We start from the raw sequence: 14400 nt of genomic DNA on the forward strand, positions 1-14400 counted from the left end.
CCGAGCATGCCCGCCATCCGACAGGCCATCATTGACCGAATATCAAGACCTCCGCCAGACCAATGCCCTCATTGCGGTGGGAGCCTATCAGTCACGCATTTCAAACTTCTGCCAAAGTAGTGCTAGAAGGCGTCTCGGTCGAGTTCGGCCAGTCCCAGTTCCGCACAGAGCGCCGAACGCGCGGCCAGGCAGGCGGCCCATAGCGCCGGGCTGGACAATTCCTCCACCGCGATCCGCTCGGGCCAGAGCCGCGCGACGAGGGCCTCGATCCGGTCGAGCTTCTCGGGCGTGGCGATGAAGCGCGGGTCCACCGTCGCGGGATCGGCGACCACGCGCAGGCGCAGGCACGCGGGGCCGCCGCCGTTCGCCATGCTCTCGCGCAGGTCGTGGACGAAGAGGTGGCGGATCGGGCCGTTCCCGGCGACGTGGGCTTCGAGCCAGCGCCAGACCGAGGGCGTCTCGCGCGCCTCGCCGGGCAGCACCAGAGCGGCTTCTCCGGACGGCAAGGTCACCAGCTGGGCGTTGAACAGGTAGGAGGTGATCGCGTCCGCCAGGCTGACTTCGCTGGCGGGGACTTCGACGATCTCGATCTCGGGCAGCTTCGCGCGCAGCTCCGCATGGAGCGCATCGCGGTCGGCGAAGGCGTGTTCGTGGGTGAACAGCACCCGCTCGTTGGCGACGGCGACGACGTCGTTGTGGAAGGCGCCCGCCGCGATCGCCGCGTCCGACTGGCGGGCGAAGACGGTGCGCTCGGGCGCGAGCCCGTGGATGCGGGCGACCGCCTCGGATGCCTCGCGGTGCTGGCGGGCGGGGTAGGGGCCTCCGGTCACGCCGTAGACGAAGACTTCGACGCCCGGCGTGTCGTGGCCCGCGCACAGGCGCATGTGGTTGGCGGCGCCCTCGTCGCCGAACGGCGCGGGCACGGGTGCGTGGACGGCGAAGTGCGCTTCGTCGGCGAAGGCGATCCGCAACTGCGCCAGCGTCCCCTGCCATTCGTGGCTGCGGTGGGGCATCGTCACGAGGTTGGCGACGGTCAGGTGGCAGCGGCCGTCGGCAGTGTCGGCGGCGGGCGAGACGGTTGCGGCATTGGCCGCCCACATCGACGAGGCCGAGAGCGAATTGGCCCGCAGCACCGAGCTGGCGGCCTCGACGCTGGTGCCGAGCTGCGCGAGCCATGCGGCGTCGGGTCGGCGCTGGGGCAGGAAGAAGCCCTGCGCCAGCCCGCGTTCGAGATTGGCGCGCATCTTCGCCAGCCCTTGCAGCGCCGCTGCGCGGGGGGCCGAGGTCTTGCCGAAGTTCTTCGTCGAGGCGAGGTTGCCGAGGCTCAGCCCCGCGTAGTTGTGGCTGGGGCCGACGATGCCGTCGAAATTTATCTCTGTGCGCATTCGGTGAGCCTAGCCTTCGGGGGCGGTATAGGAAAATGGTTTCGGGCGGCGGGGGCTTCGACAAGCTCAGCCTGAGCGGGATTTAAAGAACTGCTCTGAATCGCACGCAACCACGCAAGGAGGTTGAAGACCCGATTTCAACCCCGCTCAGGCTGAGCTTGTCGAAGCCCCCGCCGCGCGCGCCGGTCACGCAGGCGCGAACGTCACCGTATCGCCGACGCCGACATCCAGCAGCGCGGCCGCCGCCTCGTCGAGCGTGCCGTCGGCGCCCACACAGCCCAGGCATGCGCGGAAATCGGCCAGCCGCCCGGTGGCGACGAGGTGGGTCGGCTCGCCTTCGCGCACCGGGCCGATCGCGCTGACGGTCGCCGTCTGCGCCGCCTTGACGGTACGGATATCGTCGGTCCGCGCGATCATCGTCGGTCCGCCGTCGAAGATGTCGATGTAGTTCTGGAAGGCGAAGCCCTCGCTCTCCAGCATCCGCATCGCCGGGCGGCCGGAATAGTGCGGCTGGCCCATCACCTGCCGCGCGGCTTCGGAGAGCAGCGCGGTATAGATCGGGTGCTTGGGCATCAGGTCGGCGATGAACTGGTTGCCGTGCTTGGCGTTGAATTCATCGGCATCGCGAAAGCTCATGTCGAAGAAGCGGCCCGCGAGGCCGTCCCAGAACGGCGAGTTGCCGGCATCGTCGATGGCGCCGCGCAGTTCGGCCAGCATGGTCTCGCCGAAGCGTTCGCGGTGCATGGCGACGAACAGGTAGCGGCTGCGCGCCAGCAGCTTGCCGACGCCCGCCGAACGCTCGGTGGCGTCGAGATAGAGCCCGCCGACTTCGCTCGCCCCGTCGAGGTCGGTGGAAAGCGTCAGCATCTCGGCGCGGAAGGTGCGGTCGAGTTCCTTGGAATGCTGGGTGATGCGGCCGATGCGGTAGGAATAGAACGGCAGCTCGGTGCCGACTTGCGAGAACGCCTGGCAGGTGCCGCGCACTTTGCCGGTCTCGGTATCTTCCAGGATGAAGGCGAACAGGTCGTTGGCGATCTGTCCGTCGTCGCGCGCGAAGCACTTCGCGGCGCGCTCCAGCTTGCCCTGCAGCGTCGGGCGGTCGGGCGGCAGGTTGGTGAAGCCGCCGCCGGTGCCCTTGGCCATGCGGTAGAGCGCCTCGAGGTCACCCTCGCGCGCGGTGCGCAGCAGGAAGGTCATGCCGGGATGCCCTCCCGGTCCAGACGGTGCATGACGAGGGCCGTGAGGCGGGCGCGGGCATCGAGCGAACTGGCGATCATGAACTCCTGCGGTGAATGGATTGAGCCGCCCAGAACGCCCATCGTGTCGAGCACGGGGACGCCGCAGGCGGCGATGTTGTTGCCGTCGCACACGCCGCCGGTGTCCTGCCAGCGCATCGGCCCCCCACCATTCAGGCCGAGGTCCGCCGCCGCCTTGCTGACGAGGCCGAACAGCGCTTCCGTCTTCGGCGTGATCGGTTTGGGCGGGCGCGAGATGTGGCCGTGGAGGTGGATGTGTACTTCGTGCGCGGCGCTGACTTCGGCCACGGCTGCATCGACGAAGGCCTGTGCGATCGCGGCAAGCTCGGCCGTGCGCGGACGCAAGTTGAAGTGCAGGATGGCGAGGTCGGGCACGGTGTTGTTGGCGCCGCCGCCCTCGATCCGCGCGGGGTTGATGGTCAGGCCCTCCCGTACTCCGGCGGCGAGGCGCATGGCGAGGTCGCTGGCGGCGACAAGGGCGTTGCGGCCGTCCTGCGGGTTGCGGCCCGCATGCGCCGAGCGGCCGGTGACGATCGCGGCGTAGTTGCCCGATCCCGGCCGGGCGCGCGCCATCGAGCCGTCGGGCAGGCCGGGCTCGTACGTCAGCGCCGCCAGCTTGCCTTGCGCGAGGCGGGCGATCAGCGCGGCGGAGGACAGCGATCCGGTCTCCTCGTCGCTGTTGACGAGGACGTCGTAGCCCAGCGAGCAGGCGCGCGTCGGACCGGCGCGTTCGTAGGCCGCCAGCCCCGCCAGCATGAGCGCGAGGCCGCCCTTCATGTCCGCCGTGCCGGGGCCGTTCAGGGTGTCTCCGTCCAGCCAGGTCATCGTCTGGAAGGGATGTTCGGCGGCGTAGACGGTGTCCATGTGCCCGGTCAGGATCACCCGGCGCTCCGCCTCGGGCCGCACCGAGAGGACGAGGTGGCGGCCATGGCCGATCTCGTGGATCCGGCCCCCGGCATCGACCTTCTCCACCGGCGCGGGATCGACCAGCCGCACGTCGCCGGGAAGCTGCGCGAAGGCGTCGGCAAGCTGGCCGGCCACGGCGGCGAGGCCGGCGAGATTGCCGGTCCCGCTGTTGATCGCGGCCCAGTCCATCGTGTTCGCCAGGATCGGCGCGCGCTCTACGGGCGCGAGCAGGTCGAGTTCCGCGGCGGTCAGCGCGCTCATGCCCGCAGCTTCCCGTCCAGCGCGCCGCGGTTGCCCTGCGCGTCCGCCGCCTCGAAGCTGGCCACCGGATAGGCGCAGTAGTCGGCCGCGTAATAGGCGCTGGGGCGGTGGTTGCCGCTTTCGCCGAGGCCCCCGAACGGCATCGATCCGGCAGCCCCGGTGGTCGGGCGATTGCGGTTGATGACCCCGGCGCGGCATTCGCGCGCGAAGCGGTCCCACAAGCCGTCGTCGGCGCTGACGAGCCCGGCCGAGAGCCCGAAGCGGGTGTCGTTCGCGGCCTCGATCGCTGCGTCGAAACCGGGCACGCGGCTGACCTGCAGCACCGGCGCGAAAATCTCCTCGTCGGGCACGAAGACCCCGGTGACGTCGAGCATCGCCGGGGTCACGAAGGCAGCCGAGCGCCCCTCGATCCCGCTGAAGGGCACGATCACCCTGGCCCCGCGCGCGACCAGCTCGTCGAAGCGGGCGCGGGCGGCGCTGGCGGCGGCGTGCGAGATCAGCGGGCCGATCCATGGCTCCGGGCTCTCGTTCCACGCGCCCACGGTGATGCGCGCGGCCATCGCCGCCACCGCCTCGACCAGCGCGGAGCCGAAGGCGCCGTCCGGCACGATCAGCCGCCGCGCGCAGGAGCAGCGCTGGCCGCTGGTGATGAAGGCGGACTGCACGACCACCGAGGCGGCTTCCTCGACGTCGTCCGCATCCCACGCCACCAGCGGGTTGTTGCCGCCCAGTTCGAGCGCGAGGATGACGTCGGGCCGGTCGGCGAACACCCGGCGGAAATGCGCGCCCGCGCCCGCCGAGCCGGTGAACAGCAGCCCGTCGATGTGGCCGGCCACCAGCGCCTCGCCGGTCTCGCGGCCGCCCTGGATGCACTGGAAGACGTGGGGATGGTCGGCGAGCGCCTCGGCCCAGCATTCGGCCATGGCGGCGCCGGTCGCGGGGGTCATCTCGGAAGGCTTGAACACCACCGTGTTGCCCGCCAGCAGGGCCGGGACGATGTGGCCGTTGGGCAAGTGGCCGGGGAAGTTGAACGGTCCGAGCACGGCCATGACCCCGTGCGGACGGTGGCGCAGCACCGCCTCTCCGAACGGCATGGCGTTGCGCTTCTCCCCCGCGCGCTCCGCCTGCGCGGCGATCGAGAGGCCGACCTTGCCGATCATCGAGGCGAGTTCCGTGCGCGTCTCCCACAAGGGCTTGCCGGTTTCGCGCGCGATGGTCTCGGCGATGGCATCCTTGCGGGCCTCGAGCGCCGCCTTGTAGCGCTCGGCCACGGCGACGCGTGCGGCGACGGGCAGCGCCGCCCAGGCCGGGAAGGCTTTGCGCGCCCGCATCAGCGCGGCGGCGACGTCCTCGGGACCGGCCGCCTCGCCGCTCCATACCTGCTCGCCGCTGGCCGGATCGATGGAGTGCAGCACGGTCATACGGGGTTCCTCTTGCGCGCGAGCCCGGTGCCATTTGCGAAATGCGGCAACAAAGTGGACGGCTACGCGATTGATCCGGGGCTATGGCTCAAGACATAGGAAGGCGGCGCGGGGAAGTCCATCGGCATGCCCCGGCGATGGACATGAAGCGGGAGACGGCGGCGTGATGACCCTGATGCAGCGGATCGGTTTCGACATTCCCCTGGTGCAGGCACCGATGGCGGGCACCAGCACGCCCGCGATGGCGGCGGCGGTTTCCAATGCGGGGGCGCTCGGCTCGATCGCGGTGGGCGCGACCGATGCGGCCGGTGCGCGCGCGATGATCGCCGAAGTGCACGAACGGACCGGGCGGCCCTTCAACGTCAACCTGTTCGTCCACCGTACGCCGGTGGCCGACGCGGAGCGCGAGGCGGGCTGGCTGGACTGGCTGCGCGCGCTGTTCGTCGAGTTCGGCGCCGAGCCGCCCGCCGCACTGACCTCGCCTTATACCAGCTTCGCCGACGATACGGAGATGCTGGCGCTGCTGGTGGAGACGGCGCCGCCGGTCGTCAGCTTCCATTTCGGCCTGCCCGGTGCCGAGGCCATCGCCGCCCTGCGCGCGCGCGGCGTGATGCTGCTGGCCACCGCCACCAGCCTCGACGAAGCCCGCGCGCTGGAGGCGGCGGGGATCGACGCGGTCGTGGCGCAGGGTATCGAGGCGGGCGGCCACCGAGGCATGTTCGACCCCGCCGCGCCCGATGCCCAGCTTGGCACAATGGCGCTGACGCGGTTGCTGGTGCGGCAGGGCGGCCTGCCGGTGATCGCGGCGGGAGGGATCATGGATGGCGCCGGGATCGCCGCCGCGCTGGACCTTGGCGCTCAGGCGGCGCAGCTGGGGACGGCCTTCGTCGCTTGTCCGGAATCGGCGGCGGACGATGCCTATCGCGCCGCCTTGATGAGCCCGGCGGCCTTTCGCACCACGCTGACGCCGCTGGTGTCGGGTCGCCCGGCGCGGGCGCTGGCGAACCGGTTCACCGCGCTTTCGGCGCAAGTGGGGGATCGTCGGATGCCGGACTATCCCATCGCCTATCACGCCGGAAAGGCGCTCAATGCCGCCGCCAAGGCCAGGGGCGAGCACGGCTTCGGCGCGCAATGGGCGGGGCAGGGTGCGCCACTCGCACGGGCGATGCCGGCGGCGGAGCTGGTCACGACGCTGGCGGCGGAACTGGCGGCGGCACGGACTGCGGCGCATGCCGATGGGGCTTCGACAGGCTGAACCTGCCAAAGCCCCATCTACGATGGCATCTACTTACTCGATCACCCGTGCGCGCCGAACTCGTTCGCGAGCGCGGTGGTGATCCTTAGGGACAGCGCATAGGACCGCGCGATCGGGTCGATGAAGTCCTTGTGGATCTGCGCATAACCCGTCGCGCTGGAATCCGGGTAATCGCTGGGCGCGTCCACCGCGAAGTCGCTGATCGAGGGAAAATGCACCGGGAACGCGCGGCGCAGCTGGGCCAGGCCGTCCTCGACGCGCAGGGTGAAGAACATCTCCAGCACGTCGTCGCGGCTGATGTCGTTGGCGCGGCTGAACTGCGGCGTCATCACCGAGCGCAGGAACATGTGCTGGAACAGCGCGATGCGCAGCGCATGGAGCACGCCGAGCGAACGGCGCGTATGCTCGCGGTCGGCCTGCGGAGCTTCGTCCGGGACGAGATCGAGCAGGCGGTGCAGCTTCAGCGCATCGACACGCAGCCGCGAGGCGAGCCGGCGGTAGACGCCGGCACGGTCGTCCTTGGTCAGGTACTCGGCCAGCTTGAGGCAGGCGTCGGCAATGTTCTCCTCACCGCCGCGATAGGGGCGGCTGGCCCAATAGGCCGAGTTGAACAGCTCGCCATAGGCCGAGACGGTCTTGATCGAGGCGAGCGCATTGGCGGCGCGGGCAAGGCGCACGATCTGGCGGCCGCGTGCGGATTCACGCAGCAGACCAGCGATTTCCTCGCGGTTGCCGTCCGCTGCGGTGCCGATCCCGGCGATCACGTTCACCGGATAGCCCAGCTGCTGCAGGATCGCGTTGTGCGGGATCGCACGGATCTGGCGCAGGTTCATCGACCGGTCGGAGGCGAGGTCCGACTGGCGGCGCGACTTGCGGCTGCCGGTATCGTTCAGCAGCCCCAGTCCGAACGCGGTGATCGCGCGGCTATAGGTCGAGCTTTCCAGATGCTCGTGCTGGACCGAGCGGATCGCGCGGTAGAAGTCGAGGCTGAGGTCGGTGCGGCGGTAGAACAGGTCCGTCGGCACGTTGACGTCGGCATCCCACAGCGGGCGCTCGGCCATCCGGGTGAGCGTGGCCAGCGCCAGTTCGTCCGAGCCGAACCAGAGGTAGCCGTCGCCGCCCTGGAAGCTGACTTCGGGCTCCAGCCTGATCCCTGCGCGCAGGAAGCGGCGGCGCGCCCAGGGTGAGAGCTGCCAGTCGAACCGGTCGTCGATGCTGGAGGGGTGGCAGCCGCGACCCATCGATTCGCCGCCGGTGTTGAAGATCAGCGCGCAGACGTCGGACAAGCCGTTGGCGGCCATGGCTTCCGACAGGCGGCCCTGCAGGCGTTCGATGGCGAGCGCGGCAGGCACCTGACCGACGAAGCGGCCCGCGTCGGAGAAGCCGGTCTGGATCGAGACGCGGCCGCGCCGCCTTGCGTAATCGCGGTAGGCCGGCTCGGCCAGCACCGCGTCGAGGAAGCGGCCGCCGTGTTCCAGCGCGGTTTCGGTCTCGAACAGCGGCGAGACATCGACCTTGTCGTCGATCCCGAACATCCGCGCGAAGTAGAGCGCGGCGAGCACGGTGGTCGGCTCCTCGCACTCGGCCACGAGCATGCGGATCGGCGCGTCGGCGTCGATGTGGCCGAGGATCTGCGCCATCGCGAGGAACTGGCGCACGGCGGTGCTGTTCTCGATCGCCAGCGCGGCGAAGTTGGACTTGAGCGGCTTCACTTCGGCCAGCAGCTCGCGCATGCGCACCAGCGCGGCCTGGCTGGCAAGGCTGAGCTTGCCGTCCGGATCGATGCGGCGGCGGATCGCGTTCTGCAGCTGCGAGGCGTTCACGCGGAAGTGGATGCCGCCCATGCCGAGGCCGTCGGCGCGCATCGCGGCGGCGGTGACGAGGAGGGCGCGGGCCTGCTCCTGATCGGCGTGGCGGGCTTCGTCCTCAAGCCGGGTGATCACGCCTTCGAGGCTGATGATCTTGTCGGCGTGCTCGGCGGTGAGGCCGTTGGCGGCGGCGGACAGCGCCTCGGGGTCGGTGAGATCCTGCTTGAAGGCAGCGACGGCCTCTGCCGTGTGGGCGTGGGCGCGGGAGAGCTGTGCGGCGATTTCCGGTGCGGCCTGCTCCAGCGCTTCGGCGTAACCGGCCAGACGCTGGGCCTTTTCCTCGAGCCGGTAGCGGATCGAGGTGGACCACGAGATGTCCGTGCGGCCGTCCATGTCGTAGCCGACCCAGTGGGCGAAGCGCACCGGCGTCGGGTTCAGGCCCTTCCAGCGCTTGGGCCAGCGGGCGGCGGCAAGGTCGAACAGCCGGGCGTTGATGCGATCACGCGCCTTCTGGCCGCGTGCCATCGCCGTCATGGCGGCTTCATGCTCGGAATCGAGCGTGATCGTGTCGCGCGCAGGCGAGGCGACGCAGACCGAGGCCACGCTGAAATCGCCGTTGGAGGCGGAGGTGGTGACGGCTTCGGTTTGCGCGGCGGTCAGCAGGAAGGTCGGGTGGGCGGTGAAGACTACGTGTGCTGCCGGGCGCTGCCAGCGCACGGCGAAGGCGGTGAAGTCGTCGTCATCGGCGGTCTTTGCGGCAAGGGCGTCAAGCGCCTTGTCGTTCTCCGCGATGGGCATAGTGCCCAGAATGCGGTCGAGCCGGGAAGCGCGGGCGCGCAGCCCCTCGCAGTCCATTTCGGAAACGAGCGCCTCGATGTCGTCGAGAGACATCTCGCCGTTTTCCAGTGCCCGCGACAATTCCAGACCGAGCTGGAACACGGGGTTGAACAGCGGCGTCACCGCCGTGAGCTTGTGCAGCTCCTTGAGGCGGGCGTCGAGAGCATCGACGGTGCCCAGCGCCAGCTGGCCCGACCCGGCCGCCATCAGCGCGCCAGCCCTGCGGCGAGGCGTGCTTCGGCTTCGATCCTGGCGACGTCCGGCTTGCCCTTGGGGACCATCCAGCTGCCGCCGACACAGATCACCGCGTCCAGCGCCAGCCATTCGGGCGCGTTCTGCGGGGTGACGCCGCCGGTGGGGCAGAACTTCGCGGCCATCAGCGGGGCGGAGATCGCCTTCAGCGCGGGCGGGCCGCCGGCTGCCATCGCCGGGAAGAACTTCAGGCGATCGAACCCGCATTCCAGCGCGAACATCACGTCGCTGGCATTGGCGGTGCCGGGCAGGAACGGGATCTTCGACTTGTAGGCCGCTTCGGCGAGGTTCGGCGTCAGGCCGGGCGAGACGATGAATTCGGCGCCCGCGTCGATCGAGCGCTTGAGGTCGTCAGGCGTCAGCACCGTGCCCGCGCCGACGACGGCGCCGGGGACCTGCTTCATGATCTTGATCGCCTCGATCGCGCATTCGGTGCGCAGCGTCACCTCCAGCGCGGGCAGGCCACCGGCGACGAGCGCTTCGGCGATCGGCAGGGCGTGCTCGATGTCCTCGATGACCAGAACCGGGATCACCGGGGCGAGGCGCATGACCTTTTCGACGGCTTCGGATACGGTAGTCATTACTGGAGGTGCTCCCTTGCGAAGGCGGCCGCTGCGCCGAACAGGCCGGGCTGCGGATGAGTGATGAGCTTGACGGGCAGGGTGGCCATCAGGCCGGCGAAGCGGCCCTTGGCGCGGAAACGCTCGGCAAAGCCCGAGGTCTTGATGGTTTCGCGGATGCGGTAGCCAAGGCCACCGGCGATGACGACGCCGCTCGCGCCCTGCGCCAGCGCACAGTCGCCCGCCGCCGCGCCCAGCGCGAGGCAGAAGCGGTCCACGGCGGCGACGGCAAGGCTGTCCGTGCCCTCTGCGGCGGCGGTCCAGATCTGCACGTCGGTCAGTTCGTGGATGGCCTTGTGCTCCATGGCGGCAAGCGTCGCATAGATATCGACGATACCGGGGCCGGAGACAATGCGTTCCACCGAGACGCGGGTGTGGCGCTTGCGCAGGCGGGCGAGGATCGCGTCCTCGATCAGGTCGAGCGGGGCGTAGTCGGTGTGACCGCCCTCGGTCGCCTGGACGTGGTAGCCACCCTTGCCGTCACGGTAGAGGTGCGCGACGCCCAGCCCGGTTCCGGGGCCGAGGATGCTGAGCGTACCGGAGGAGGGCAACGCCTCGTCGGGACCGGTCAGGTAGAGGAAGTCGCTCTCGTCCGCGCAGGCGACGGCGTGGGCGACGGCGGCGAAGTCGTTGATGATGGTCTGGCGCGTGGGGCCAAGCATCTCCTGGATCTTCGCGGGGCGCAGGATCCACGGGTTGTTGGTGAACTTGATCACCTCGTTGCCGACCGGGCCCGCCACCGACATGGCGACGGCATCGGGCAGGGTGCCGCCGTTCATGGCGCGGAACGCCTCCCACGCCAGCTGGAAGCTGCCGTGGTCCTTGGTGTGCAGGGTGGCGGGTTCGCCAAGCGTGATCCGGCCGTCATCGCCGATAGTGGCGATGGCGAAGCGGGCGTGAGTGCCGCCGATGTCGACGGCTACGATTTCCGTCGTCACAGCCCGGCAACCTCCAGCATCGACGAACCGCCGTGTTCGGCGCTCGACGCGTTGATGCGGAACATCGCGAAGAGTTCGCGGCCGGTGCCCATCGCGGGCGGCGGGGTCGGCGCAGGTTCGCGGCCCGAAAGGTCGGCGGTGGTGGAGATCGTGCCGTCCTCCGCCGAGAGGCGCACGATGTCACCGTCGCGCAAGTATGCCAGCGGGCCGCCCGCGAAGGCTTCAGGGGTGACGTGGATGGCGGCGGGCACCTTGCCCGAAGCGCCCGACATGCGCCCGTCCGTCACGAGCGCGACCTTGTGGCCGCGATCCTGCAGGACGCCCAGCGGCGGGGTCAGCTTGTGCAGCTCGGGCATGCCGTTGGCGCGCGGACCCTGGAAGCGGACGACGACGATCACGTCCTTGTCCAGCTCACCGGCCTTGAATGCCTTGGCGACGCCTTCCTGATCGTCGAACACGCGGCAGGGCGCCTCGATCGTCCAGCGTTCGGCATCGACCGCGCTGGTCTTGAAGGTGCCGCGGCCCAGGTTGCCTTCCACCAGACGCATGCCGCCATCGGGCAGGAACGGGTTGGAGACCGGGCGCAGCATCGTGTCGTCGCCGCTGACCGCCGGGGCGGGGGTCCAGCCGAGTTCGCCATCGACCATCACCGGCTCGTCCGCGTAAGCGCTCATGCCGCCTTCGGCCACGGTCAGGATGTCCCGGTGAGCGAGGCCGCTGTCGAGCAGCTCGCGGATCACCCAGGCCATGCCGCCCGCCGCGTGGAAGTGGTTCACGTCGCCCGAGCCGTTGGGATAGGCGCGGGTGATGAGCGGGACCACGCCCGAAAGCTCGTCGAAGTCCTGCCAGTCGATCAGGATGCCGCCCGCGCGCGCCATGGCGGGCAGGTGGATCGCGTGATTGGTCGAGCCGCCGGTGGCGAGCAGACCGGCGATGGCGTTGACGATCGCCTTTTCGTCCACGACCTTGGCCATCGGGCGATAGTCCTCGCCCTTGCGGGTCATCGCCGCCAGACGGTGCGTGGCCGAGCGGGTCAGCGCGGTGCGCAGCGGGGTGTTCGGCGGCACGAACGCGGCGTTCGGCATGTGCAGCCCCATCATCTCCATCATCATCTGGTTGGAGTTGGCGGTGCCGTAGAAGGTGCAGGTGCCCGGCGAGTGATAGCTGGCGCTTTCGCTGGCGAGCAGTTCCTCGCGGCCGACCTTGCCTTCGGCGTAGAGCTGGCGGACCTTCTGCTTCTCCTTGTTGGAGATGCCGGTGGGCATCGGGCCGGACGGCACGAAGATCGCGGGCAGGTGGCCGAAGCGCAGCGCGCCGATGACGAGGCCGGGGACGATCTTGTCGCAGATGCCCAGCAGCGCCATGCCGTCGAACATCGCGTGGGACAGGGCGACGCCGGTGGACAGCGCGATGACGTCGCGGCTGAACAGCGACAGCTCCATGCCGTCGAAGCCCTGCGTTACGCCGTCGCACATGGCGGGCACGCCGCCCGCGACCTGGGCCGTGGCGCCCACTTCACGCGCGAACAGCTTCATCTGCTCGGGGTAGCGGCCGTAGGGCTGATGCGCCGAGAGCATGTCGTTGTAGGCGGTGACGATGCCGAGGTTGACCGCCTTGTTCCCGGCGATCGTCGCCTTGTCCTCGCCCGAGGCGGCGAAGCCGTGCGCGAGGTTGGAGCACGAGAGGAAGCTGCGGTCGGAATGGCGGTCCGTCTCGCGGGCGATCATGTCGAGATAGCGCGCGCGGGTGTCCTTCGACCGTTCGATGATACGGTCGGTGACGCGCGCGACCACCGGGTGGAGGTTGGTCATGGTCTACTCCTGGTCTTTCGCGACATCCGGCTTCTTCCCGCCCCGCATGTGCGCGGGACGGTAACCGGTGTCAATCGCTATATTCCGGCCCGTATGGGCCTGCTCAAGCAAACTTCGGTGCTGGCACGAGGTCACTCGTGCCCACTCATTCGTGCCAAGTCACCCCATCACGTTCGGCGAGGGCGATCGCGGCGGACGGCCCCCAGCTTCCGGCAGTGTAAGTCTTGGGCTCCTGCGCCTGTTCCTCCCAGCCGGAGCGGATCGCGTCGATCCATTCCCATTGGGCTTCCACTTCGTCGCGTCGCACGAACAGGGTCTGGTCGCCTTCGATGAGGTCGAGCAGCAGGCGTTCGTAGGCGATGCGGCGCTGATGGTCGGCGAAGGCGTCGGGGCGGGTGATCGCCAGCGGCACCGAGCGCAGGCCGTAGCCGTCGCGGTCCAGCCCGGGGACCTTGGCCATGAGCGAGAGGGTGATGTTCTCTTCCGGCTGGATGCCGATGACGAGGCGGTTGGGCACCGTCTTGGCGCCGCGACCGTGGAAGATCGAGTGCGGCACGTCGCGGAACTGCACGACGATCTCGGTCGTGCGCTTGGGCAGGCGCTTGCCGGTGCGCATGTAGAAGGGCACGCCCTGCCAGCGCCAGTTGTCGATGAAGCCCTTGATCGCGACGAAGGTTTCGGTGTTCGAATCCTTGCCGAGTTCTTCATCATAGCCGGGAACGGCCTTGCCGGTGATCGCGCCTGCGCGGTACTGGCCGGTGACGGTTTCCTCGGGCTTCACCTTGCGCAGCGAGTGAAGGACCTTGACCTTCTCATTGCGGATCGAGGTGGCGTTATACGAAACCGGCGGTTCCATCGCCACGAGGGCGAGCAGCTGGAGCATATGGTTCTGCACCATGTCGCGCAAGGCGCCGCTGTCGTCGTAGTAGGCGACGCGCGATTCGAGGCCCACGGTCTCGGCTACGGTGATCTGCACGTGGTCGATATGCGCGGCGTTCCACAGTGGCTCGAACATCAGGTTGGCGAAACGCAGCGCCAGGATGTTCTGCACCGTCTCCTTGCCGAGATAGTGGTCGATCCGGAAGATCCGGTCCTCGGGGAAGGCGGCGGCGACGGCGTCGTTGATGACCTTGCTCGATGCGAGGTCGATGCCGAGCGGCTTTTCGAGGCCGATGCGCACGTTTTCGCCCGTCAGCCCGCTCTTTTCGAGGCCGTGGATGGTCGGCTCGAACAGGCTGGGCGCGGTGGAGAGGAAGATCGACAGGCCCTGCTTCGGGGTGCCCACCTTCTTGGCCAGCGCGTGGAAGCTGTCGATGTCGTTCGCGTCGAGCGGCTGGTAGCTCAGCCGGTTGAGGAACTGCGCCAGCCCGCCGCGGCGACCTGCGGGCAGGAACTGCTCCAGCGATTCGCGCGCGAAGTTGCGGAAGCCCTGGTCGTCCATGTCCGACCGGGCAGTGCCGATGATTTCGATGTCAGGACCCAGCAGGCCTTCCGCGTCGAGCGCGCAAAGCGAAGGGAGGAGCATCCTGCGTGAAAGATCGCCCGTGGCGCCGAAGAGGAGCAGGCGATCGGAAGTGAATTGCGTCACGGTACCCTTTCCACCGGACGACCGCGCTCCTCCTCGCGACCATCGATGTTCGTTCTCAAGGT

Annotated in this window: 10 protein-coding genes; 1 reads left to right on the forward strand and 9 read right to left on the reverse strand. The window is 69.2% G+C overall.

Going from position 1 to position 14400, the window contains the following annotated elements; genetic code table 11:
* Positions 1–122: 122 nt before the first annotated feature.
* The 4 genes from V2S85_RS20795 to astD all read right to left on the reverse strand — a co-directional run bounded on the left by V2S85_RS20795 (position 123) and on the right by astD (position 5229).
* On the reverse strand, positions 123–1385 hold the full coding sequence (locus tag V2S85_RS20795; RefSeq protein ID WP_330704729.1) for an N-succinylarginine dihydrolase: 1263 nt from the start codon (positions 1383–1385) through the stop codon (positions 123–125).
* 186 nt (positions 1386–1571) lie between these two features.
* Positions 1572–2582: an arginine N-succinyltransferase gene (locus V2S85_RS20800; protein ID WP_330704730.1), complete on the reverse strand. Its 1011-nt coding sequence runs from the start codon at positions 2580–2582 to the stop codon at positions 1572–1574.
* Positions 2579–3808, reverse strand: coding sequence for a hydrolase (locus V2S85_RS20805; RefSeq protein ID WP_330704731.1), 1230 nt, complete (start codon positions 3806–3808; stop codon positions 2579–2581). Before V2S85_RS20805 ends, V2S85_RS20800 begins: the two co-directional genes overlap by 4 nt.
* The gene (gene astD / locus V2S85_RS20810) at positions 3805–5229 is read right to left on the reverse strand and encodes a succinylglutamate-semialdehyde dehydrogenase (protein ID WP_330704732.1); all 1425 of its coding nucleotides are present in this window, start codon (positions 5227–5229) and stop codon (positions 3805–3807) included. Before astD ends, V2S85_RS20805 begins: the two co-directional genes overlap by 4 nt.
* A 166-nt stretch (positions 5230–5395) precedes the next feature.
* On the opposite strand from astD, the gene V2S85_RS20815 reads away from it, so the two are divergent.
* Positions 5396–6484, forward strand: a complete 1089-nt coding sequence (locus V2S85_RS20815) for a nitronate monooxygenase (protein WP_330704733.1) — start codon at positions 5396–5398, stop codon at positions 6482–6484.
* A 41-nt stretch (positions 6485–6525) separates the two neighbouring features.
* On the opposite strand, the gene V2S85_RS20820 is transcribed toward V2S85_RS20815, so the two are convergent.
* The 5 genes from V2S85_RS20820 to zwf form a co-directional block, all read right to left on the reverse strand.
* On the reverse strand, positions 6526–9336 hold the full coding sequence (locus tag V2S85_RS20820; RefSeq protein WP_330704734.1) for a phosphoenolpyruvate carboxylase: 2811 nt from the start codon (positions 9334–9336) through the stop codon (positions 6526–6528).
* Positions 9336–9962, reverse strand: a complete 627-nt coding sequence (gene eda / locus V2S85_RS20825) for a bifunctional 4-hydroxy-2-oxoglutarate aldolase/2-dehydro-3-deoxy-phosphogluconate aldolase (RefSeq protein ID WP_330704735.1) — start codon at positions 9960–9962, stop codon at positions 9336–9338. The genes V2S85_RS20820 and eda overlap by 1 nt, the downstream gene beginning before the upstream one ends.
* Positions 9962–10939, reverse strand: coding sequence for a glucokinase (locus tag V2S85_RS20830; protein ID WP_330704736.1), 978 nt, complete (start codon positions 10937–10939; stop codon positions 9962–9964). The genes eda and V2S85_RS20830 overlap by 1 nt, the downstream gene beginning before the upstream one ends.
* Positions 10936–12750 (reverse strand): phosphogluconate dehydratase, encoded by a 1815-nt coding sequence (gene edd / locus V2S85_RS20835; protein ID WP_330704737.1) that lies wholly within the window; start codon positions 12748–12750, stop codon positions 10936–10938. Before edd ends, V2S85_RS20830 begins: the two co-directional genes overlap by 4 nt.
* 145 nt (positions 12751–12895) lie before the next feature.
* On the reverse strand, positions 12896–14338 hold the full coding sequence (gene zwf, locus V2S85_RS20840; RefSeq protein ID WP_330704738.1) for a glucose-6-phosphate dehydrogenase: 1443 nt from the start codon (positions 14336–14338) through the stop codon (positions 12896–12898).
* Positions 14339–14400: the final 62 nt, after the last annotated feature.

It is taken from the genome of Novosphingobium resinovorum, assembly GCF_036352595.1.
GTDB lineage: Bacteria > Pseudomonadota > Alphaproteobacteria > Sphingomonadales > Sphingomonadaceae > Novosphingobium > Novosphingobium resinovorum_B.